Origin of the sequence: Halomonas llamarensis, from assembly GCF_023555005.1 — a bacterium.
Classification (GTDB): domain Bacteria; phylum Pseudomonadota; class Gammaproteobacteria; order Pseudomonadales; family Halomonadaceae; genus Vreelandella; species Vreelandella llamarensis.
On the sequence record NZ_JAMJPJ010000028.1, the window covers coordinates 1 to 22,593 of the forward strand.

The 22,593-nt window shown below is 59.3% G+C and carries 24 protein-coding genes; 14 read left to right on the top strand and 10 right to left on the bottom strand.

What is annotated here, in order from left to right; all coding sequences use genetic code 11:
- From M8006_RS13990 to M8006_RS14020, 8 genes are all read left to right on the top strand, one after another.
- A partial coding sequence (locus M8006_RS13990; RefSeq protein WP_250083232.1) for an IS3 family transposase occupies window positions 1-334 on the top strand: 334 nt, incomplete at its 5' end.
- 319 nt (window positions 335-653) lie between these two features.
- Window positions 654-1,304: a hypothetical protein gene (locus M8006_RS13995; protein ID WP_250083233.1), complete on the top strand. Its 651-nt coding sequence runs from the start codon at window positions 654-656 to the stop codon at window positions 1,302-1,304.
- 469 nt (window positions 1,305-1,773) lie between these two features.
- Window positions 1,774-2,487, top strand: coding sequence for a Fic family protein (locus M8006_RS14000; protein ID WP_250083234.1), 714 nt, complete (start codon window positions 1,774-1,776; stop codon window positions 2,485-2,487).
- Window positions 2,488-2,696: 209 nt separating this feature from the next.
- Complete coding sequence (locus M8006_RS14005; RefSeq protein WP_250083235.1) at window positions 2,697-2,978, top strand: type II toxin-antitoxin system Phd/YefM family antitoxin; 282 nt, start codon at window positions 2,697-2,699, stop codon at window positions 2,976-2,978.
- Window positions 2,975-3,277, top strand: a complete 303-nt coding sequence (locus tag M8006_RS18420; RefSeq protein ID WP_430886832.1) for a type II toxin-antitoxin system RelE/ParE family toxin — start codon at window positions 2,975-2,977, stop codon at window positions 3,275-3,277. The genes M8006_RS14005 and M8006_RS18420 overlap by 4 nt, the downstream gene beginning before the upstream one ends.
- 125 nt (window positions 3,278-3,402) lie before the next feature.
- Window positions 3,403-3,684, top strand: a complete 282-nt coding sequence (locus tag M8006_RS14010; protein WP_250083236.1) for a type II toxin-antitoxin system RelE/ParE family toxin — start codon at window positions 3,403-3,405, stop codon at window positions 3,682-3,684.
- Between the two features lie 14 nt (window positions 3,685-3,698).
- Complete coding sequence (locus tag M8006_RS14015; RefSeq protein ID WP_250083237.1) at window positions 3,699-4,013, top strand: HigA family addiction module antitoxin; 315 nt, start codon at window positions 3,699-3,701, stop codon at window positions 4,011-4,013.
- A 101-nt stretch (window positions 4,014-4,114) separates the two neighbouring features.
- Complete coding sequence (locus M8006_RS14020) at window positions 4,115-4,537, top strand: hypothetical protein (RefSeq protein ID WP_250083238.1); 423 nt, start codon at window positions 4,115-4,117, stop codon at window positions 4,535-4,537.
- A gap of 207 nt (window positions 4,538-4,744) precedes the next feature.
- Here M8006_RS14020 and M8006_RS14025 read toward each other — a convergent pair whose 3' ends face one another.
- Window positions 4,745-5,227, bottom strand: a complete 483-nt coding sequence (locus tag M8006_RS14025) for an HPP family protein (protein ID WP_250083239.1) — start codon at window positions 5,225-5,227, stop codon at window positions 4,745-4,747.
- A 114-nt stretch (window positions 5,228-5,341) separates the two neighbouring features.
- Between M8006_RS14025 and M8006_RS14030 the strand changes: the two genes are divergently transcribed.
- From M8006_RS14030 to nosP, 3 genes are all read left to right on the top strand, one after another.
- Window positions 5,342-5,923, top strand: coding sequence for a TetR/AcrR family transcriptional regulator (locus M8006_RS14030; RefSeq protein ID WP_250083240.1), 582 nt, complete (start codon window positions 5,342-5,344; stop codon window positions 5,921-5,923).
- A gap of 267 nt (window positions 5,924-6,190) precedes the next feature.
- Window positions 6,191-6,577, top strand: a complete 387-nt coding sequence (locus M8006_RS14040) for a tautomerase family protein (protein ID WP_250083241.1) — start codon at window positions 6,191-6,193, stop codon at window positions 6,575-6,577.
- Between the two features lie 105 nt (window positions 6,578-6,682).
- Window positions 6,683-9,040, top strand: a complete 2,358-nt coding sequence (nosP, locus tag M8006_RS14045) for a nitric oxide-sensing protein NosP (RefSeq protein WP_250083242.1) — start codon at window positions 6,683-6,685, stop codon at window positions 9,038-9,040.
- 183 nt (window positions 9,041-9,223) lie between these two features.
- On the opposite strand, the gene M8006_RS14050 is transcribed toward nosP, so the two are convergent.
- The 9 genes from M8006_RS14050 to M8006_RS14090 form a co-directional block, all read right to left on the bottom strand.
- Complete coding sequence (locus M8006_RS14050) at window positions 9,224-10,069, bottom strand: GlxA family transcriptional regulator (RefSeq protein ID WP_250083244.1); 846 nt, start codon at window positions 10,067-10,069, stop codon at window positions 9,224-9,226.
- A 177-nt stretch (window positions 10,070-10,246) separates the two neighbouring features.
- A complete protein-coding gene (locus M8006_RS14055; protein ID WP_250083245.1) occupies window positions 10,247-10,981 on the bottom strand; it encodes a class II aldolase/adducin family protein in 735 nt (244 codons plus the stop codon).
- A gap of 15 nt (window positions 10,982-10,996) precedes the next feature.
- Window positions 10,997-12,481 (bottom strand): aldehyde dehydrogenase, encoded by a 1,485-nt coding sequence (locus M8006_RS14060; RefSeq protein ID WP_250083246.1) that lies wholly within the window; start codon window positions 12,479-12,481, stop codon window positions 10,997-10,999.
- A 24-nt stretch (window positions 12,482-12,505) separates the two neighbouring features.
- Window positions 12,506-13,456, bottom strand: a complete 951-nt coding sequence (locus M8006_RS14065) for a PDR/VanB family oxidoreductase (protein ID WP_250083247.1) — start codon at window positions 13,454-13,456, stop codon at window positions 12,506-12,508.
- A gap of 10 nt (window positions 13,457-13,466) precedes the next feature.
- Entirely contained in the window at window positions 13,467-15,131 is a 1,665-nt protein-coding gene (locus M8006_RS14070; protein ID WP_250083249.1) for a choline dehydrogenase, read from the bottom strand.
- On the bottom strand, window positions 15,128-16,045 hold the full coding sequence (locus tag M8006_RS14075) for an ABC transporter substrate-binding protein (protein ID WP_250083250.1): 918 nt from the start codon (window positions 16,043-16,045) through the stop codon (window positions 15,128-15,130). The genes M8006_RS14070 and M8006_RS14075 overlap by 4 nt, the downstream gene beginning before the upstream one ends.
- Before the next feature lie 34 nt (window positions 16,046-16,079).
- Window positions 16,080-16,847, bottom strand: coding sequence for an SDR family NAD(P)-dependent oxidoreductase (locus M8006_RS14080; protein ID WP_250083251.1), 768 nt, complete (start codon window positions 16,845-16,847; stop codon window positions 16,080-16,082).
- Entirely contained in the window at window positions 16,844-18,001 is a 1,158-nt protein-coding gene (locus M8006_RS14085; RefSeq protein WP_250083252.1) for an aromatic ring-hydroxylating oxygenase subunit alpha, read from the bottom strand. Before M8006_RS14085 ends, M8006_RS14080 begins: the two co-directional genes overlap by 4 nt.
- A 193-nt stretch (window positions 18,002-18,194) precedes the next feature.
- Window positions 18,195-19,103 (bottom strand): LysR family transcriptional regulator, encoded by a 909-nt coding sequence (locus M8006_RS14090; RefSeq protein WP_250083255.1) that lies wholly within the window; start codon window positions 19,101-19,103, stop codon window positions 18,195-18,197.
- A 172-nt stretch (window positions 19,104-19,275) separates the two neighbouring features.
- Between M8006_RS14090 and leuC the strand changes: the two genes are divergently transcribed.
- From leuC to leuB, 3 genes are all read left to right on the top strand, one after another.
- Window positions 19,276-20,727, top strand: coding sequence for a 3-isopropylmalate dehydratase large subunit (leuC, locus tag M8006_RS14095; protein WP_250083256.1), 1,452 nt, complete (start codon window positions 19,276-19,278; stop codon window positions 20,725-20,727).
- Between the two features lie 3 nt (window positions 20,728-20,730).
- Window positions 20,731-21,378 (top strand): 3-isopropylmalate dehydratase small subunit, encoded by a 648-nt coding sequence (gene leuD, locus M8006_RS14100; RefSeq protein ID WP_250083258.1) that lies wholly within the window; start codon window positions 20,731-20,733, stop codon window positions 21,376-21,378.
- Between the two features lie 66 nt (window positions 21,379-21,444).
- Window positions 21,445-22,527: a 3-isopropylmalate dehydrogenase gene (leuB, locus tag M8006_RS14105; RefSeq protein WP_250083260.1), complete on the top strand. Its 1,083-nt coding sequence runs from the start codon at window positions 21,445-21,447 to the stop codon at window positions 22,525-22,527.
- Window positions 22,528-22,593: the final 66 nt, after the last annotated feature.

Below are 22,593 nucleotides of genomic sequence, written 5' to 3' on the forward strand. Positions count from 1 at the left end.
GCGTCGACCGGGGGCTGGGTTGATCGTGCATTCAGACCGAGGCTCACAGTATGCCAGCAAGGCGTACCGGCGGTTGCTGAAAGCCAATGGCTTTGTTGGCAGCATGAGCCGCAAGGGCAATTGCTGGTACAATGCGGTAGCGGAAAGCTTTTTTGCGAGCCTGAAGAAAGAGAGGGTGCAGTGGCGGCACTACCAGGTTCGAACCGAGGCTCAGCAGGATGTACTGGATTACATTGTGATGTTTTACAACAGTCGGCGGCGGCATTCGACGCTGGATTACAGCAGCCCCAATGATTACGAATCAGCAATGGCAGAACTGAAGAAAGCGGCTTAACTGGGTTGTCACAAATTGCTTGACCACTCCATTACTGTATGGTGCACAATATTGAGAAGTTAGCGAATTATGGTCATTTGGCCGCGTCATGAAGGACTTTGAGCGAGGTATGTTACTTTGTGAGCGCAAAATACCGTCTTCAACGCGCTTTGACTGGGCGCTCAAGTGGCTGAATGCCAATATTAGGATGACTCAGCCAGGTGGCTGGCTGAGCCAAAAAATTAGGACGACAAGCGATAGAAGTGCTCGAAATCGGGTTTTTCTACAGTCTCGTTCGGCTTGTCGATATCAAACGGAGTAACCCAAAGGATTCACCTGCATGGATCAGATCCTACAGACCATAGTCACCATTATTCCCGTTGGGGTTTTTGTAACTTTGTGGATTAATTTTGCTGCACAACGAAGAGCACAGAGAGAGCTTGCAATTAAGTTGCATGAAGTTTTTCTAAGTTCTGAATTCTATGCAAGGGTTCGGGCTCCGGCATACCACATAGGATTGCAGTGGCATCACTTACCCAAAGAGATCCAAATAGAGTATAGAAAAGCAGTAGTGTCCGGATGGGCCTTTGATAAAAGTTACAACAAGCTTGAACATTATCTGTCAGATTTCCCATCGGCCAAGACTCAGGTAATCCCATCACACTTTCAAAAGCCACTATCATCTACAACACTCACGGAGCATCAAGCACTAACCGCTCTCTTGAGGTTTTGGACACGACTAAATATACACAGAAAACATCGGTCGATTGAAAACGCGATTGTCAAGGATCTATTTTACGATGAGTTCTGTTACGGCGCTGCCTTTTTGAACGAGCTAGCCGATGCTGTGGAGACCAGAATTGAGCAAGGGCAAATTAAACCGCGATGGATTGATGATATCAGAGAGCTTACACTCTTCTTCGCATGCGACCATCAAAGGCCGAACAAGTCGGTGCAGGCGACGGCGCAAAGCGCCGCGCCTGACCTTTGACGTTAACGGCCAGGCACTTGTAGGTTTTTGTCTGGCGCCGTGCAAAGGCCTTGGCACCAGGTTTGTTTGCAAAGCCCGCTCACTCCGGTGATGGCCAAGGCCGGAAAGTTCGCTGTTTGGTTTGGTTGCCAAAGTGGTCAGCGGTGTTGGTATTCATGGCTTGCCCCAGTCACGGGGCCGTCCGTCTCAAACGGTAATCGGGCTGGCAGCTTTTGCGTTCTGGTTCCTTTCACCATCCGTCGAGTTGGTGCAACCTGTCCGGGGGAGGGCATGCGGCCTGGGTTGCCAGGCTCAACCACGGTGGTGAACGGCCATTAACAAAGCGGTCAATCGGACGCCAAAAGCTCGCGCTTTTGCTTCCCTCCTCTGCGCTCCGGCGCCGGTTACCTCAGCGTAAGCCGACTTCTACCACCTTACTCATCAGTAAGTTATACTTAGCTAAGTTTTACTTAAATTGAAGAAGATCGCCATGACAGCATTGACAGATAACATGTGGAATATGAAACCAAATATACCGTTGGCTAAACAACTTGCCAAAAGAGATGTACCAGCTTTGGTTTACGACGCTGTTAACCTCGAGGGTGTTGCAATGACTTTACCTGAGGTGCAGACCATTCTTGATGGGATCACCGTAGGTGGCCATCGAATTAGTGATCAAAATATGGCGATGAACCAAGCTCGAGCATGGGAGTTCATTTTTGGCTTAGTCGATCAAGGTGAGTTTCAATTTAATAAAGAAACCGCCTTAAAAATCCACAATATCGCTGGCAAAGGAGAAGCGTTAGATCGGGGTAAATTTCGTTCTGGTTACGTTTCTATTACGGGGTCGGAGTATGAGCCTCCTGCTCCAGATGAGTTGGACGCAAAATGGCTTGAAGTTGAGAGTCAGGTAAGTAACGAACCTGATGTTTATGATCAAGCAATTACTGCATTTTTACAAATGGCACGCGCTCAATTTTTTTGGGATGTTAACAAACGTACAGGTCGGTTCATGATGGACGGTATTTTGTTGGCTCACGGTTTTCCTATCATTAATGTGCAAGCCAAGCGTCAGCAAGAGTTTAATACGCTCATGCTCGACTTCTATTCTTCTAATGACATGACAGCAATGAATAAGTTTTTACGAAGCTGTTTGAATGAAAAAAATATTCGTAATTTCAAGCTAGATCTGAAAATCGGCTAACAAACGCTTCTAGATTGGCTTCCAACGCGTGGCATTTTTATCATGTGTTGATTTTTTGTGGTTTCAGTGTCTCGCGGAAGCTTGGTAGTCGCGTTGTCAGCCGCCGCCCCTTAAGCGAACTTTATGTTCCTCCCCTTGAACACCTTGCTTGCTGCCAGGCAGTGTTGTACATCTTTGATGTACAAGATAGCGCACACAAGGTGGTTTCCATGTCAAAGGTTCGAGTAGATGAAGATATACGTCCTCTGTCTGAATTTCGGGCAGGTGTGGCTACATTTGTAAAGCAGCTCCATGAAACTCGTCGTCCTATGGTGTTAACACAAAGAGGTCGCGGTGTCGCCGTACTGATGGATGTTCACGAGTACGAGAAGATGCAGGAACGTCTGGAAATACTGGAAGAGGTATATAAGGCGGAAGAACAGATAGCCTCCGGGGATGGTAGTGCGCATGAAGAGGCGAAGGCTCGGGTTCTGAGCGGACTGGCCCAATGAGGAGAGTTTGGTCCCCGCTTGCGCTGGAGCGTGTTAAGGATTTCGCTCGGTATATTGCAGAAGATAACCCGGCTACTGCGGGACAGTGGGTTGATGATTTATTTGCCACGGTCGAGAGGTTAGCTGATTTCCCTAAAAGTGGGCGTATGATTCCCGAGGTGGGGGCACCTCGCATCAGGGAGCTGATATTTGGAACGTATCGGGTAATTTACAGCGTCAAAGATCAGGTCGGTGTGCTGACAGTGCGTCGCAGTAGCCAGTTATTGCGGATGTCCGAGATCGGTGATGACGAAACATAACCAGCGGCTGAACAGCGACCGGTTTTCCGCCGCTTCGCGGCTCCAAACCAGCGCGTGAACAGGACGTTTATGCAGTCATTCTCGAGTTTTTGACAATCGTCACGTGACAAATTACACTTTGCTTCATGATCAAATCCTTCGCTGATAAACGAACTCAAGAGCTGTACTCCAAAGGCAAATCAAAGAAGTTTCCTGCGGATGTCGCACCGAGAGCCGCCAGAAAGCTTGAATACGTTAACCTGGCTAAACAGCTGGAGGACTTGAAAGTGCCGCCCGGCAATCGCCTCCACCCACTATCGGGAAACAGGCAGGGGCAGCACGCAATTTCAATCAATGATCAGTGGCGTATCTGTTTTCGTTTTGAAGATGGCGATGCATATGAAGTCGAAGTGTGTGACTACCACTGAGTGAGGTGATAACTATGGCTATTCCTAATGCTGCCGGCATGCAGCGCAAGCCGACTCACCCGGGTGAAATGCTGAGAGAGGATTTCCTGCCGGACTATGGTTTGACTGTTGCGGGGCTGGCTGAGTCTCTGGGTGTCTCTCGCCAATCAGTGAATGAATTAATACGCGAGCGCCGTGCTGTCAGTCCCGAAATGGCGCTTCGGCTTGCGCGTTTGTTTGGTAACTCTCCGGAATTCTGGCTGAATGCGCAGCGATCTGTTGATCTTTGGACGGCAGCCCAGTCGGTCAAGCAAGAAGTGGATCGTATCAAGCCGCTAAATACTGCATAACCAAGCCATGCACTTGAGGCCAAAACCTCTGCTTCGCGCCGGTTTTGTCATCTTTGATGGCGGGCATTGGGCTGACAGGTGCTCACGGTAAGGAATCATTGATGATCGTTCCTCTATTCCTTGATACAAACGATTGTCGGCATTTCTCAAAAGATGCTCGCCGAGCCATTGCAGAGGTATGTGTCGATACTGAGCCAGAGATACGTTCTCTTCTCGGAGGCTTACATGAGAATATTGAGTTGGCCTGTCAAACGGGTCCTTTCGTTATCCCGGAAACGGGTGAGATGGGCACGGCAATCCCGCCAAACCGCGTGGCCTGGACGGTTGATTCTAGGCTGCCGGGAGGTGTAGCTACCGTCGCCCGCGCCCAATTACGTTTCACGTTGTTCCATGAGCTTCACCACTTGGTAAGAGGGTGGGTCATGTATGGTGGGGCAGCGCGCACCTCCTTTATGGAGGGAGTCGTAGAAGTTTACGCCGAAGTGCTCAAGAAATCCGTCGCCGACCCGAGCATGCTTCAATAGTGTTGCACTTGGAACTTGAGGCCGCCGGTGTCACAAACTGATTGACTCACTCCAGAGCCTATACATGACGTATTGTTGATGATTGTAAAGGGTAACCGTTCACGTAAGGCGGGCGCATGAAGCGCGCCGCTTCGTTCAGCCTTACGCAAATGAGCAAGCCGGGTGCCTCAAATATTTCTGCCGACTCAGTTGTGCTAAGGGTACCGCTTACAACCGCTGCTTTGGATAGCGTTGCCCGGAAATAAACCGGTGGTATACCACCCCGAATGCCACAATCAGAACGGCTCCTGCCGCCACCGGCATCAACAGGAAGTCCCAGTGTTCACCTGCGAGCATAACGACAAGCGGATTGGCCCCAGCGGGTGGGTGTGTGGTGTTGGTCAACATCATCAAGCTTACTGCTAGACCGACGGCCACCCCCATCGACCAAGGGGCGACGCCTACCAGAACTGCTACAGACAGGCCGATCGCTGTAGTTAACAGGTGACCCACAATGATGTTCTTGGGCTGCGCTAGCGGACTTTCCGGCAATCCGAATAGGATTACCATGGTCGCGCCAAAGGGCGCCATCAACCATACGGAGGACTGAACGGCGCTACCCAGGCTGCTCAGCGCGGTGATACATAGCATTGCGCCCAATCCTGCAAGCAAAGGGGCAAAATGGCGTGAAGTGGTAAGACGTTGGAACATGGGTAAAATCTCCAAGGTAGACAAGTTAGTCTACTGAGAGTAGATAGTCTTGTCTGCCTATGTCAAGATTCGGGTATCTGGCCTGATGCGGGTATAACCGATGTGGGTATAACCATGGATAAGCAAGAACTGCTAGTTCGTACCGCCTTTAAATTATTTTACACTCGGGGTATCCACGCCGTGGGCGTGAACCTAGTGTTGGCAGAGTCCGGCATAGCCAAGAAAACGCTTTATCATCATTTTCCCAGCAAAGCGCATCTAGTAGAGGCAGCGATCCGTTATCGTGATCGCAATTACCGAGCTTGGCTTATATCGAGACTGGAACATGTTCCTGCAGGTAAGCCCGCTTTACTGGAACTGTTCAATGCCTTGAATGATTGGTTTCACAGCCGGGAGTCAGATATTGACCACTTCAATGGCTGCTTCTTCATCAATGCCAGCGCTGAATTCGGCGACCGAGGCAGTGTCATCCATCGGGCCTGCGCCGAGCACAAAGCTGGCATAACAGCATTGATTCGAAAGCATATTGATGAGTTGTCCCTTCCAGAGGGAACAACAGAAGAGATCACAAAATTGGTTGTTCTGCTTAAGGAGGGGGCAATCTCAATGGCTCATGTTCAGGGAAATCTCGATGCGGCGTTGGAAGCCAAAGGAATACTGGTGCGCGTTTTACAAGATCGCATGGCTAATAGGTAAGTTCACCACGACGGTTACTGCATTGTGGTTTTGCTTCCATTTCGTCGCCGCGCGTTCTGAGCGGCATTAAATGCCAAGAGTGACCTATGTCAGAGATAACCAAAACCCCTGAGCCACCATACTTACGCGGTCATTTTCAGTAGTCACTGTACAGATGGAGACAACGGGTACGCGGAAATGGCTGATCGAATGGTGGAGTTAGCCGCCCGGACGCCCTAGTCGGATCGGGCGCAGCCTAACATTGGCGTTACGTATTGCAGGAGCAAAATGATAGTCATCTATGGAATCAAAGAGCATCTCAATCCGGTTAAGGCCCAGCTTTCTGACGTGATTCATGAATGTATGCAGTCGGTTCTCGGTATGCCGGAGGACAAGCGGGCTCATCGCTTTATCCCTATGGATGCGGATAATTTTTATTATCCCGATGGAAGAAGTCCCGCCTATACGGCCATTGAAATCAACATGATGCAGGGTCGTACTGAAGAAACCCAAAAGTCCTTGATCAAAGCGTTATTTCGCAAGATTGAATCAGAGGTGGGTATTTCGCCTGTCGACATTGAGGTAACGATTAAAGAGCAGCCTGCTCATTGTTGGGGGTTCCGGGGCATGACTGGAGATGAGGCGCGCGACCTCAAATATTCAGTTAATGTGTAATAAGGCGCCGCTTGGCTTCGTGTTATCCAAGTTAGGTACGGCGGCATCTTTTTTGTTGTGGTTTTGCCTCTATTACAACGCCGCGACGGTCACAACGGAGGTACCATGAGCCAGGTATTGAGCAAGCAGACATGCGCAGACGATGCTCGCAGTGCTGTTCGCGAGTTCTACCAGGGGGTTATTCAGCCCGATATCGAACTGGTGATCTTCTTCTGTTCCAGCCACTACGACTTGGCCGCGCTGGCCGACGAGATGAGTGGTTTATTCGGCGACATACCGGTGGTGGGCTGCACCACGGCGGGTGAAATCGGCCCCATGGGTTATCGCGACCACACACTCAGTGGCGTCAGCTTTCCGGCTGGTAGCTGTACAGCGGTGACGGGGCGGCTGGATTCCCTGCAGCAATTCAGCATCTCCCGTGGCCAAGCCTTCAGCCAATCACTCCTACAACGCCTCGAAGCGCGAACGGCTAGGCCAAGCGGAGGCAACAGCTTCGGTTTCCTTCTCATCGACGGCCTGTCTGTGCGCGAAGAGCAGGTGGCACGAACGCTGCAGACGGCGCTGGGCGATATCGTGCTGGTGGGCGGCTCGGCCGGTGATGACCTGCGCTTTGCCCAAACCTGGGTTTACCATGATGGTGCCTTTCACCGCGATAGTGCCGTGCTGGTTCTGCTGAACACGGACTTTGCGTTCCGTCTGTTCAAGACTCAGCACTTCCTCTCACTGGAAGAGCGCCTTGTCGTCACTCGGGCCGACGCGGAACAGCGGGTCGTTCATGAGATCAACGGCATGCCCGCCGCCCAGGCCTATGCCGAATTGATCGGTGTTACGGTGGAAACGCTCGAGCCCGGTCATTTCGCCGCCGCGCCGGTGGTCGTGCTGATTGACGGCACCGATTACGTGCGCTCGATCCAGAAGGCGGGGCCGGACGGCAGCCTTACATTCTACAGTGCTATTGAAGAAGGGCTTGTTCTGCGCGTGGCCCAAGGGGTAGACCTGGTCTCGGACCTGGAAGCGACGATGGCGCAACTGGGCGAGGAGCTCGGTCCACCGCAACTGGTGCTTGCCTGCGACTGTATTCTCCGCAACCTGGAGATCACACAGAAGGACAGTAAAACGGCGGTGGAGGCGGTTTTCAAACGCCACCGTGCGGTTGGTTTCAGTACCTATGGTGAACAGTACGGCGGCGTTCACATGAATCAGACGCTGACAGGCATTGCCATCGGCAATTCTCCTCGCAGCGCCACGAGCGGGCCGTCGAATTGCCTGAGCGCGTCCCATCCCCACCGGCAACAGGTATCGCGAGCCGTCGGGCCCCAGTTGATGCCGTCGAGGGAAATCGGGGTCGAACGGCTGCAGAAAATGGTTCAGACGCTGATGGACCGTGCCGAGCGCAGCACTAGCGTGCGGGGCTCGGACTTTAGCCTGTTCCAGACCGCGGTGATGCTGGAAGATCAGGTACGCGCGAGAACCAAGGAGTTGGAGGCGGCACTGAGTGAGAACGAGCAGGTCAATCGAGCCCTTCAGCTGGCTCAGGAGGGCATGGCGAAGGAGATACACGAGCGGCGGGAGGCCCTTTCGGCCCTTGAACGGGAGAAAGAAGAGCAACAGGCGCTCATCTGTAAGCTTGAGGAAGCTCATACTCAGCTACTGCAGTCGGAGAAACTTGCGTCCATCGGGCAATTAGCCGCAGGCATTGCCCATGAAATCAACAATCCCATCGGCTTCGTCAATTCCAACCTCAACACCCTGAGCCAGTACATTGATGACCTACTGCGCTTAATCGATGCCTACGAAGCATTTGAGCCGTCGCTGACGGCGGAGGCCGCAGGGCAACTCGTGGTCCTCAAAAAGGAACTTGAACTGGATTATCTGCGAGAAGATGTCGGTTCATTGCTCGCCGAATCTATCGATGGTACCGCACGAGTACGCCGCATCGTCCAGGACCTGCGTGACTTTTCCCGCACCGGTGCCACCGATTGGCAGTTTGCCGATCTCCACCAGGGGCTCGATAGCACGCTCAATGTGGCGGCCAACGAGATCAAGTACAAAGCCACGGTGGTGCGCGAGTACGGTCAGCTGCCCGAGGTAGAATGTCTGCCAGCACAGCTCAATCAGGTTTTCCTTAACCTGCTGGTCAACGCGGCACAGGCGATTGAAGGGCGCGGCACCATTACCGTTCGAACCAGCTGCGAGGGTGATCAGGTCTGGCTCGCTTTTGCCGATGATGGCGGGGGCATTCCCGCCGAGCTGAAGTCGCGGATCTTCGATCCTTTCTTCACCACCAAGCCGGTAGGAGAGGGGACCGGTCTCGGTCTGTCGTTATCTTATGGCATCGTGCAAAAGCACGGCGGCCGCATCGAAGTCGATAGCCGCCCCGATGCGGGTACGACCTTTACCATCTGGCTGCCAATTCGGCGTGTCTCAGGCGAAAACGCCTCAGCGGTTGAACAGCCACAATAACCTGCTGATGAGTAGGAACGGAAATCCATTATAATTCAAAAGGTTAGGAATAATCCGCGCTCGTTTTTTTACACAACCACTTTGGCGCAGTTCAAGAGAAGGGCGGAGAGCTATTTGTTGCGGAAGTGCCTAGGATTCTAAGCAACATCCCGCAGGGCCTCAAGGCGAAGTTGGGGAAAGCGATCAGTTGCGGCGGGGCAAGTAGCGCACCGGCAGCACTGGCGCGCTGCGGGACTGCAGACGGTCTTCGCTGGGTGCGCAGCCGAAGAAGTGACGATAGGTTCGGGAGAAGTGCTCCAGGGAGCCAAAGCCGGCACTCGATGCCACCTGGGCCACGCCGAGGTCCGTCTGCTGCAGCAGACGATGGGCGCGGTTGATGCGTAGCCAAAGGTAGTAGCGCTTGGGTGTGACACCCAGTTCGGCCTTGAAGCGACGTTCAAGCTGACGCACAGAGAGGCCAGCGCCTGTGGCCAGTTCGGCACTGGACAGTGGCGACTCAATGGCCTTACGCATCATCCGGATCACCCGGCGCATCTGGGCTGAGGTTTCTGGCTGCCGTTCCGGAGCGGCAGCGAGTTGAACGACGTTTCCTGGGCGCCGTCGTCGTTCCAGCAAATGGTTGCTCAGCTCCTCCATCAGCGGCGCCTCCACCCGTTGGGCTAGCCAAACCAGCATCATATCGAGCACCGCTGTGCCGCCGGCGCAGGTCAGGCGGCCGCCACCTAGGGTGTAGAGCTCGCCCACGGCCTCCACCCGGGGGTAGAGCTCCTGGAAACCTTCTAGGTTGTCCCAATGCACCGCCGCCCGTTGTTTGTCGAGTAGGCCTGCTGCGGCCAGCACTTCACTGCCCATCTCAATGCCACCCAGCTCCACCCCGGTGGCGGCGCAATGGCGCAGCCACATAGCTAAGGAGCGGTCGCCGGTGAGCGCTTTGGTCTCGAAGCTGGCCAGTACCAGTACGCTGTCTAGTTCAGTGGGAGCGGGCCAGTCGACCGCCACCCCCAAGGGCACGCCGTTGGAGGCCGTCACCGTTGCCTCACCGCCCAGCAATTGCCACTCAAAGCGCGGTTCCTGGGCCAGCCAGTTGACGATGAACAGTGGGTCCAGCAGTGCCCCCAGGCCGGCGAAGGAAAATTGCGGTAGCAGCAGGATGCCGAGCCGGTGCGCGGGCGGGGTGGGGACGGGCATTTTGGTCATGGTGCGATCTCAACTTCGGTAGTCGTCGCCCTCTTTGTCGAGCAGGCGCATCAGCGCCGCGAAGTGGGCCTGAGGCGCGCCTGCCCGGGCATATTCGTCCCATTGGGCGGCGGTCCTACGCGCCACCTCCGGGCCCACCGGGGCCAGCGGCAGGCCGCTGGCCCGGGCCACCAAATAGGAGCGACAGGCACGTTCGAAATAATAAAGGTTATCGAAGGCCTTGGCGACATCGGTACCGGTGGCGATCACACCGTGGTTGCCCAGCAGCAGAATCGGCGCTTCGCCAGCCAGCCGCCCCAGGCGCTCGGCTTCGTCACCGATGCCCATACCGTCGAAGCTGCGGTCGACCCGCACCTGTTCGTAGAAGCGCATGGCGTTCTGCTCCACCGGCGGCAGCTCGGGGTTGGCCAGGCAGGCCAGGGCGGTCGCGTAGAGCGAATGGGTGTGCAAGATGCAGCCCACTTTGCGGCCCTGGCGGTGCATGGCGCCGTGGATTGCCCAGGCAGTGGGATCGAGTTCGGCTGGTCGCTCGCCGCCTCGGGCCTCAACCTCCAGTAGGTCGCTGGCGCGAAGCTCGGCGAAGTGCCGACCCGCGGGGTTGATCAGGAAACGCTCGCCGCCCTCGTCGGTGGCCAGGCTGCAATGGTTGGCGGTGGCCTCGTGTAGGTCCAGGCGAGCCAGCCAGCGCAGGGCGCAGGCCAGCTGTTCTCGCGCGTTGCCCGGGACTTCGGGGATCTCGCTCATAGTTGGCTCCTCGGCTCAGTAATGAATCCAGCGGGTCTTTAGCGCCATGTACTTGTGCATGCCAGCCAGCTCGTAGTCACGGCCGATGCCGGATTGCTTCATGCCGCCAAAGGGGGTTTGGGGGCTCACGGCGTCGACGCCGTTGACCGTGACCGTGCCCGCCTGCAGGACGTCGCACATACGGTGGGCGCGGCTCAGATCGGCGGTCCACAGCGAGGCGGCCAGGCCGTAGCGGCTGTCGTTGGCCAGCGCCACGCCCTCGGCTTCGTCGGCAAAGCGGCTCACTGCCAGCACCGGGCCGAAGATCTCCTCGCGGAATAGGCGGTGCTGGGGGGCGACGCCGGTGAACACCGTGGGGGCGACGAAGAGCTTGCCACCCGCTGCTTCAAGAGGCCCGCCGCCGTGGTGTAGAGTGGCCTCCTGCCGACCGATGGCCAGGTACTCGCAGACCCTGTCGAACTGGGCGCGACTGACTAGCGGGCCGAGCCGGGTGGCCGGGTCCAGGGGGTCGCCGGGCACCAAGGCCTCCAGGTGTTCGTCAAGGGCTGCGAGGAAGGCATCGTGGATGCCGTCCTGAAGCAGTAGACGAGAGTGGGCCGAGCAGACCTGGCCGGCGTGAGTGAAGACCCCCGCTGCCGCGGCGCTCGCCGCCGCCTCTAGGTCGGGGCAGTCGTCGAAGATAACAAGCGGGCTCTTGCCGCCGCACTCCAGCCACACTGGTTTCATGTTGGACTCGCCGGCATAGACCAGGAAACGCTTGCCGATCTCGGTGGAGCCGGTGAAGCCCAGGGCGTCCACGTCGCCGTGGCGACCCAGGGCCTCGCCGGCCAGGTGGCCGTGGCCTGGGACCACATTGAGCACGCCGGTGGGCAGGCCCGCTGCTTCACACAGCTCGGCCAGACGCAAGGCGGATAGCGACGATTCCTCGGCGGGCTTGAGCACCAGGCTGTTGCCTGCGGCCAGCGCCGGGGCTAGCTTGACCGAGGCGTTGTGCAACGGATAATTCCAGGGGACCACGGCGCCCACCACGCCCAGCGGCTCGTGGGTGATGGTGGCCTGAACGCCGCCCGGGGACGGGGCGACTCGGTCGTAGGCCTTGTCTTGTAGCTCGCCGTACCAGTCGAAGAGCACCGCAGCTTCCTCTGCGTCCTCGAGGGCCTCGGTGATGCACTTGCCGCTCTCCAAGCTGTCGAGCAGGGCCAGCTCCTCGGCGTGGGCGCGAATCTCGCCAGCGATGGCCAGCATCACGCGTCGGCGCTCGCTGGGCTCGGCCTGGGCCCAGTCGCCGACCACGAAGGCCGTCCGGGCGGTGCTCACGGCACGATCCACGTCGGTCGCCTCGCAGGCGGTGATGGCGGCGATCGGGTTGCCGGTCATGGGATTGATCGAGTCCAGGGTGGCGCCGCCCGAGGCGGGGCAGCGTCGGCCGGCGATCCAGGCGCGGCCGTCGGCTACGAGGGTAGCGGCGCGGCGTTTCCAGTCGTCATGGGTCAGGGACATGGGGTCTCCTTGGGGGTTCGGGTGTCAGAGATCGAGTATCAGGCGTGCTCCCGCTGGGCGGGAGACGCAGGCATAAAGGGTGTGGTTGGCGGCCTTCTCGGCGTCGTCTTGGAGGACGTCGCGGTGGTCCACTGCGCCCTCGATCACGCTGCAGGCGCAGGTGCCGCAGGCGCCTTCGCCGCACAGGGTGGGCGGGGCGATGCCAGCGCGGGCGAGGCCGTCGAGCAGCGATTCGTCGGCGGCCAGAGTGAGGGTTCGGTTGCTGCGAGCCAGCACGATTTCACACTGGCCGTCACGGGGCGTGGTATCCGCGGTCGCGCCGCGGAAGCGCTCAAGGTGCAGGCAGCCCACGGGCCAGGCTGCGGCTTCGGTCTCCAGGGCGGCAAGCAGGCCCTCCGGGCCGCAGGCGTATACCCGGGTGTCGGCGTCCACCTCGCCGATCAGATCGGCCACCTCGGCGCGGCCGTCCCGGTCGGAGACATGCAGGCGCAGCGCGCCCTCGGGAAGCAGGGTGCCGAGCTCGTCGGCGAAGGCGGCGTCCGCCTCCCGGCGGACCAGATAGTGCACCTCCGGCGTGATGCTCCGGGCGCAAAGCCGCCGGGCCATGGCCACCAGCGGGGTGATGCCGATGCCGCCGCCGATCAACACCTGGCGACCACCGGCCTCGTCGAGCGGGAAGTGGTCACAAGGCGTCGAGGCGGCCAGTGCAAGCCCTTCCCGAGCGTTGTCGGCCAGGAAGGCTGAGCCGCCCCGGGAGTTGGGCTCGCGCAGCACGCCCAGACGATAGCGACCGTCAGCCCCGTCGTCGAGAAGCGAATAGTGGCGAGTAAGCCCGCTGGGCAACTCGAGCTCCAGGTGCGCCCCGGCCGGGGCCGGGGGCAGTGACCCGCCGTCGGCGGCCTCAAGGGTCAACTCGACGATGGACGGGGCCAGGCGGCGGTGACGGGTCAGGATCAGCGATAGGCGATCGGACATGGGAGCCTCCTCAGCGTTGCTTGTGCTGCCAGTCGGGGTGGATCCACACCGGTGCCTCGCTGGGTGCCGGTGCGGGGCGGCCGAGAATCAGGTCGCTGGCCTTCTCGGCGATCATCACCGTCGGGGCGTTGGTATTGCCGCTGACGATGGTCGGCATGATGGAGGCGTCCACCACGCGCAGCCCGTCCAGGCCGTGGAGGCGCAGCTCGGGGTCGACCACCGCCTCGGGATCGCTCGCCGGGCCCATCTTGCAGGTACCGGCGGCGTGATAGCCGGTCTCGGTGGTAGCCCGGGCCCAGGCGTCCAGGGCCTCGTCGCTCTGGCAGTCCGGCCCCGGAGTGATCTCCTCGCCGCGCAGGCCGTCGAAGGCCGGCTGCTCAATCAGCTCGCGGACCAGGCGCACCGCGGCGCGCATGTCGGCCCGGTCGTGCTCGGTGGCCAGGTAATTGAAGAGGATCTCCGGGGCTTGCGCCGGATCGGTATCCGCCAGGCGCACTCGGCCCAGGCTAGTGGGGCGCATCAGGTCGATGTGTGCCTGGAAGGCGTGCCCATTGACGACTTCTACGGTGCCGGGCTCAATGGCCAGCGCCATGAAGGTCAGCTGCAGGTCAGGGTGCTCGACTCCGGCCCGGGAGCGAATGAAGGCCCCGGCGTCGAATAGGTTGGTGCCGGCCAGGCCACCGCGATCGGCGAACCAGCGCATGCCCAGCCACCACTTGCGTGGCGCTCGGGTCCAGGGGGCGTGGGAGACCGGTTTCGCACAGCGGTAGGCGACCACGGTATCCGGGTGATCGCTGAGCCGTCGGCCGACGCCTTCCAGGCGGTGCTCCTCGGGGATTCCCCAGCGCTCGAGCTCGTCTTGCGGGCCGATCCCAGAGAGCATGAGCAGCTGGGGGCTGTTGATGGCGCCGCTGGCCAGCAATACTTCTCGTCTGGCGGTCTCCTCGACGCGGCGGTCGCCTTGACGGTAGGCGATACCCTGGGCGCGACCGTCCTCGATCAGCACCTTCTCGGCCAGGGCGCCGGTGATCACCGTGAGGTTGGGGCGCGTACGGGCCCGGGCCAGGTAGCCCCGGGCGGTGCTCCAGCGCCGCCCCTTCCAGGTGGTGCGGTCGACGCGGCCGAAGCCTTCCTGGCGGTAGCCGTTAACGTCGGCGCTAGCGCCGTAGCCGGCCTGCTCGCCGGCCTCTAGGAAGGCCCGGGACAGCGGGTCGGTCGGCTGTCCTGGACTGACCCGTAGCGGGCCGTTGGCGCCGTGGTAGTCGTCGCCGCCCAGGGCATGGCCCTCGGCGCGCTGGAAGTAGGGCAGCACCCGCGCGTAGTTCCAGCCCTCGCAGCCGGCCTCGGCCCAGGCGTCGTAGTCCCGGGCGTGGCCGCGGATGTAGACCATACCGTTGATCGAGGACGAGCCGCCCAGGGTCTTGCCTCGGGGCGTGGCGATATAGCGATTGTCCAGATGAGGCTCGGGGCCCGACCAGTAGTGCCAGTTGAACCGCGGACCGTCGATGGCCACGCCCATGGCCGCCGGCATGTGGATGGTCCAGGAGTGGTCCTTGGGGCCGGCCTCAAGCAACAGTACCCGGTAGCGTCCGTCGGCGGTCAAGCGGTCGGCGAGCACGCAGCCCGCCGAGCCAGCACCGACGATGATGTAGTCATAATCAGGGGTCGGACTCATGGTGACTCCGGGGACGGTGTGCTGCCGTCGGCGCCTCTCACGCCCTTTAGCCATTTGCTGACCAGCTCGGGGTTGGCGTCGAGCCAGTCGCCGGCGACGGCTTCCAGGGGGCGCTCCTCGCGGCTGAACGCGTGGACCCAGGCGTTCTGTACCTCGATCGGTACCACCATCTGCTCGAGGAAAGCGACGACGTTGGGTGACCGTTCGACGAACTCGGCGCTGGCCACGGTGGAGACGGTGCTGGCATCGCCCCACAGGCCCTCGGGGTCTTCCAGGTAGTGCACGTCGTAGACGACATTCATCCAGTGCGGCTCCCAGCCTAGGAAAGCCGTCCATCGGTCGCCGTTGTTGTTGGCCTCGAGCTGGGAGAGCATGCCGGTAACGCTGGAGGCCACCACCTGCCAGTCGCCCAGGTCATAGGCATCGTTCTCAATGGCGTCCTGCATGATCTCGTTGCCGACGTTACCGGGCTCGATACCGTAGAAGGTGTGATCGAAGCGCTCGGCATGCTCGGCCAGGTCGGCCATGGAGCGTACGCCGGCCTCCCAGACATGGCCGGGCACGGCAAGCTTGAAGCGCGCGCCCTGGATATTGTGGACGACCTCGGCCAGCTCGCCGCTTTCCAGGCGCGGGTCGAGCATGCCGCCCTGGGAAGGGCGCCAGAGGGCCATGTCGACGTCAATGTCGCCGCTGACCAGGCCTTCCAGGATGATCGCGGTGCTGGCCTCTTTGACGCTGGTCTCGTAGCCGAGACGCTCCAGTAGCTGGCTGGCGACCTCGGTCTTGACGGTGGCGCCGGGCCACGGGGGTGTAGCAAAGCGCACCTCATCGGCCTGGGCGAGGCCGCTCAGCGAGGCGGTGCTCAGGGCGGCAGTTACTAAACTGGCGCGCAGGATTTGGGGATGCCTCGTCATGGGGAATCTCCTTGTGTTGTTATCGATATGTGGTTCAGAAGCCGCAGACCCCGCCGCCATCCACCGAGAGGATGGCACCGTGGGTGAAGCTGGCGCGGTGGGAGGCCAGGTAGAGGATGGCGTCGGCGACCTCCTCGGGGCGGGCCATGCGCCCCATCGGTGCTCGCGCCTGGGCGGCAGCCAGGTAGGCCTGGCGATCGCCGCTGGTCTCAGCGGCGGCATTGATCATGTCGGTGGCGACGTTGCCCGGGCAGACGCAATTCACGCGAATGCGGCCAGCGAGCTCCAGGGCCAGCGCCCGTGTCAGATTGACCACCGCGGCCTTGGCCCCTGAGTAAACGCTGCTCGGCGGGAAGCCGAGCAGCCCGGCGTCCGAGCCCAGGTTCACGGCGTTGCCCTCGGCCGCTTCTAAGTGAGGCAGGGCGGCCTGGAGGGTGAAAAAGGTGCCGGCCACGTTGACGCTGAATGTCGTATTCCAGTGGGCTTGGCTAACTGATTCGAAGGGCACCTCTGCGAAGACGCCAGCGGCGTTGACCAGGACGTCGAGCCCACCGAGGCCGGCCACTGCAGCCTCTACTACGGCGGCGCAGGAGGCGCGATCTTCCAGCCTCCCTGGGGCGGCAACTACCCGGGCCCCGTCGCCCAGCTCGTGGCACAGGGTCTCCACGGAGGCCGCACGGCGAGCGCCGACGGCCACCGTCGCGCCCTCCTCGAGGAAGCGGCGCACGGTGGCGGCGCCGATCCCGCGGGCGCCGCCGGTGACCAGCACCCGCTTATTGGTGAAGGCGCCTTGGAGGCTCATGATCCGGCGCCGTCCTCGCCGTGCAGGGCCTGATGCACCAGGCGGTGGAAGTTCAGCACCAGGTGCTCGCTCTCGTTGCTGCGTTCGGCATCGATCATGTAGCGGCCCTGATCATAGCCCAGCGAGCGCAGGCCCTTCTGGGTCGTGACGTTGAGCTCAATATCCTCCGGGCCCAGGTCCTCGTTCATCCAGCGGATGCTGGCCCGGGTCACCTCGGGCAGAGCGTCCGGGGCGTGGGCGCTGTAGTAGCCAAAGCGCAGAATGCTACGCTCGGCGTCAAGCGGGATGATCATGAAGGTGCCCATGCACTGGGAAAACGGGAACTGGTAAAAGGTGTTGTGGGGCCACAGGCCGATGTTGAAGAAGCCGTCGCCGTCTTCCACCGGGCGGCCGATGGACTCGCCGTAGGCCTCGGTGGCATCGCGGTTGGGCGGGGCGCCATAGGTCCACCAGTTGTTGTGGTGGCGCAGTTTGTAGCCGGAGAAGTCGATCAGCGACGCCAGATCCACGTGGCAGGGACCCGACAGCTGGAAGTGATAGCCCTCGATGGAGTTGTCCATGATTACCTTCCAGTTGGCCGGGACGATGACGTCGTCCTCCTGGATTAGGTGCATCTCGTCGAGATTGGGGATGGCGTCGCGGATCGCCGCCTCGGCGCCGGGGAAGAGGTCGTGCATGTCCGCGGCGTCGGGATCGAAGTTGAAGTAGACGCCGCCGGCGAAGACCTGCAAGCGGACCGGCGGGATACGGTAGTCGTCGACGTTGAAGGCCTCGATGCGGTCGCTGCGCGGGGCGGCCTTGAGCCGACCGTCGGCGCCGTAACACCAGGAATGGTAAGCGCAGCGGATCACGCCCTTCTGCACGCCGCGGGTCTCGGTCAGTAAGCGGTTGCCACGATGCTGGCAGACATTGTGAAAGGCATGCAGCTCGCCGTCGCGGTCGCGCATCAGGATCACGCTCTGGTCGAAGATGTCGCGCACCTGGAAGGCACCAGGCTCGCTCAGTTCGTTGATATGGCAGCCGAAGTGCCAAGCACCCATGAAGATGCGCTGATGCTCGGCCTCGAACAGTGTCGGGTCGTAAAAGTAGCGGGAGGGCAGGGTCAGAGCGTTTTCGGGCGACTGGGCGGCCCAGGCTTGGGGAGACTGGCTCATGGTATCACCTCGTTGTGTCACGGTTTCGTTATGTGGTGCGCGGCATGGTAGGGGGTGCGGCGCAACACCACATGATGTTTTGCGACGTCGTAACAAGGCGTTAATTGATATATAGCGGCATAATATTGACGTATTTAATCATTATGGCACCCCTTATCGGGGTTTTTGACTGAACCTATGTTGATGAATAACGTCATTGGTTAATCTGGCTTCGGGCCATGGCGTCCCGGGCGCCGTCGAGCAGGTTGAGCATCGCGCGGGCGGCGTTGGAGAGCGTGCGGTTGTTGTGAACCAGATAACCCAGCGGGCGGTGAAGAGGGGCGGTGTCAACGTTAAGCTCGACCAAATCACGGTCGATCATCTTTTCGGGTAGCAGGCTCCAGCCGAGGCCGACGCTGCACATCATCTTGAGCGTTTCCAGGTAGTTGGTCGCCATGCTTACCGGCAGCTCAAGGCTCGCTTGTTCAAACCGTTGGGCGATCAGCGAGCCGGTAAAGGTTTTAGCACCGGGCATCACGCAGTGGTATTCGCACAGGTCGGCAAGCGACAGCGCTTTTTGGTGGGCCTGGATGGCGAGCGGATGATCGGTTGCGCAAACAAAGCACAGCCGGTCGCGCCATAGCTCTACCACGTGAAGTTGCTCAACGGGGTTAGGCGCCAGGGTGACTACGGCCATTTCCAGCGAGCCATCGCGCACGCCCTGGTAGGCGAATTCTGAATCCAGAAAATGCAGGTCCAGATCTACCTCAGGGTGGCGTTGAGTGTATTGCTTTAACACCGGCGGCAAACGGTGCAGGCCAATATGGTGGCTGGTGGCGAGTGTCAGTGGCCCGCCCACCTGGCCGGATAAATTGGCAAGCGCTCGGCGGCTGTCCTCTACGGTTAACAGAATTTGCCTGGCTTGAGGGAGCAGCACGCTGCCTGCTTCGGTTAATGCAATGCGTCGGCCAATGCGATCAAACAGCCGCGTGCTTAGTAAGTCTTCCAGGGTGGCGATGCGTTTGCTCACCGCCGGTTGGGTCAGGTGGAGCTGTTCTGCCGCGCGGGAGAAACTTTGTGTGTCGGCTACGGCCAAAAAGGCTTGAAGGCTTTGGGTGTCCATCGCGTCGTGTATCCACTCGCAAATTGTCTTGTATTCCAGTTTGGAATCTAAACTATGAATAACATGAATTGCTTTTATCTTCGAGCCGCGTGACACTTCTACAACACGTTATAAAAGCAGCGCCAAACAAGCTGCCGCTATGAACTAGCAGGGCCTAGCCCGGGAGAAGCACATGTCAGGTCAAACGCTTTACGATAAATTGTGGGATCAGCATCTGGTCAAGCAGCGCGATGACGGCACCGCGTTGATCTATATCGACCGCCATATGCTCCACGAAGTGACCTCGCCCCAGGCCTTTGAAGGGCTGCGTTTGGCGAACCGCAAACCATGGCGCCTGGATACCAATCTGGCGACCACCGACCATAACGTGCCGACCACGTTGATAGAGCGTGCTCAGGGTAACAGCGGTATCAAAGACCCGGTGTCTTTGATCCAGGTGCAAACCTTGGACGACAACTGCCTTGAATACGGTATTGAAGAGTTCAAAATTAACGACCCGCGCCAAGGTATCGTCCATGTGGTGGGGCCGGAGCAGGGCGCAACCCTGCCGGGCATGACCGTCGTCTGCGGCGATTCCCACACCGCCACCCACGGCGCTTTTGGTGCGCTGGCCCACGGCATCGGCACTTCGGAAGTCGAGCATGTACTGGCGACCCAGTGCCTGCTGACCCAGAAGATGAAGAACATGCAGGTGCGCGTTGAAGGCAAGTTGGGCCTGGGCGTGACCGCTAAAGACGTGGTGCTGGCGATTATCGGCAAGATTGGCACGGCAGGCGGCACCGGCTATGCCATCGAGTTTGCCGGTAGCGCCATCGAGTCGCTGTCGATGGAAGGCCGCATGACCGTGTGCAACATGGCCATTGAGGCGGGCGCGCGGGTCGGCATGATCGCCGTCGACGACACCACGATTGACTACATCGGCAACCGTCCCTATTCGCCGACCGGCGAGCAGTGGGAAGCCGCCGTGGCAGACTGGCGTAATCTGGTCTCCGACCCGGATGCCGTCTTCGATAACGTGGTGACCTTGAAAGCCGAAGACATTGAGCCGCAGGTGAGCTGGGGCACCAGCCCTGAAATGGTGACCGGCATTTCCGGCCAGGTGCCCGACCCCAACGCCGCACCGGATGAAACCGTGCAGCGCAGCCACTCCCGTGCGCTTGAGTACATGGGGCTAAAGGCCCACCAGAAAATTACCGATATCAAGCTGGATAAAATTTTCATTGGCTCCTGTACCAATGCGCGTATTGAAGACCTGCGCGAAGCCGCCAAGGTGGCGAAGGGCAATAAGATCGCCGATTCCATCAAGCTTGCCATGGTCGTCCCCGGCTCCGGCTTGGTGAAGCGCCAGGCGGAAGAGGAAGGTCTGGACAAAATCTTCATCGAGGCGGGCTTTGAATGGCGTGAGCCGGGCTGCTCAATGTGCCTGGCGATGAACGCCGACAAACTGGGCGCGGGCGAGCACTGTGCCTCGACCTCCAACCGCAACTTTGAAGGGCGTCAGGGCTACGGTGGCCGCACTCACCTGGTGAGCCCTGCGATGGCCGCTGCTGCCGCGATTGCCGGCCACTTTGTTGATGTGCGCCGCTTGCCCGCGAACGATGCCACTCACGCTCAGGAGGCCTAAGCCATGAAAAAGTTTGAACGTTTTGAAGGGGTGGTGGCGCCGTTAGATCGCGCCAATGTCGATACCGACCTGATTATTCCAAAGCAGTTTTTGAAGTCGATCAAGCGCACGGGTTTTGGCGTTAACCTGTTTGATGAGTTGCGTTACCTGGATGAAGGACAGCCAGATCAGGATTGCTCTCAGCGTCCGTTGAACCCTGATTTCGTGCTTAATCAGCCGCGCTATGATAACGCTGAGGTGCTGCTGGCACGCCGCAATTTTGGTTGTGGCAGCTCCCGCGAGCACGCCCCCTGGGCGCTGGAGGATTTTGGCTTCAAGTTGGTAGTGGCGCCCAGCTTTGCCGATATCTTCTACAATAACGCGTTCAAAAACGGCATCCTGCTCATCACCCTCGACGAAGACACGATCGACCGTCTGTTCGATGAAGTAGAGGCGAAAGAAGGCTACCGGTTAGATGTGGACCTGGAGAATCAGCGCGTGATTACCCATCGCGGTGAAATTCTTGAGTTCGAGGTCGATGAATTCCGCAAGCACTGCCTGCTGGAAGGGCTGGACGATATTGGATTAACGCTGAAAGACGAAGATGCCATTCGTGCCTTCGAAGAGAAACATCGTCAGCGCCGCTCGTGGCTGTTTCGTCAGACCGCCTGATGTTTAACGCCATGCGTTTCATGTCACGAATTTAAAGATATACGTTTAAGGCTTTAAGGATATCGCATGACACATAAGGTTTTACTTCTGCCGGGCGATGGCATCGGCCCCGAAATCGCCGCGCAAGCTAAGCGCCTGCTGCAAGCGTGCAAAGAGGCAGGTCTCGATATTGACGTGGAAGAGGGTTTGGTCGGCGGTTCGGCGTATGACGTTCACGGCGAGCCGCTACCAGCCGAGACGCTGGATAAAGCCAAGGCAGCCAGGGCCATTCTTCTCGGTGCCGTCGGCGGCCCCAAGTGGGACAAGATCGAAGACCTCACCAAGCGCCCGGAAAAAGGCTTGCTAGGCCTGCGTAAAAACCTCGGGCTATTTGGCAACCTACGCCCAGCGATGCTGTACCCGCAGCTCGCCAGTGCCTCAAGCCTCAAGCCTGAACTGGTGGCCGGGCTGGACATTATGATCGTCCGCGAGCTGACCGGGGGGATCTATTTTGGTCAGCCACGCGGCATTGAGGAGCGCAACGGCGAGCGGGTGGGCTTCAATACCTACGTGTATTCCGAAAGCGAGATCGAGCGTATCGGCCGCGTAGCCTTTGAAATGGCCCAGAAGCGTGGCAAGAAGCTTTGCTCGGTGGATAAAGCCAACGTGCTGGAAGTTACCATCTTGTGGCGCGAGGTGATGGAACGGCTGGCGCCGGAATACCCGGACGTCGAGCTATCGCACATGTATGTGGACAACGCCGCCATGCAGCTGGTGCGTGCGCCGAAGCAGTTTGATGTGATGGTGACCGGCAACATGTTTGGCGATATTCTCTCCGATGCCGCCGCCATGCTCACCGGTTCCATCGGTATGCTGCCGTCAGCCTCGCTTAATGAAAGCGGGCAGGGCATGTACGAGCCATGCCACGGCAGCGCGCCGGATATCGCTGGGAAAAACGTCGCCAACCCGCTGGCGATGATGCTCTCGGTGGCCATGATGCTACGCTATTCTTTAGGCGAAAATACCATGGCCGAGCGCATTGAAGCGGCTGTCGGCAAGGTATTGGATGACGGCCTACGCACGGCGGATATCGCTTCTGAAGGCATGCAGACCATCGGTACCGATGCCATGGGTGATGCGGTTTTGGCCGTGTTTGCTCAGCAGGCGTAATGCGTGCTGCCCTGAACGATGCATAAAAGTATGTATAATGAAGGGCTCATTCTTTATTGGAGGACG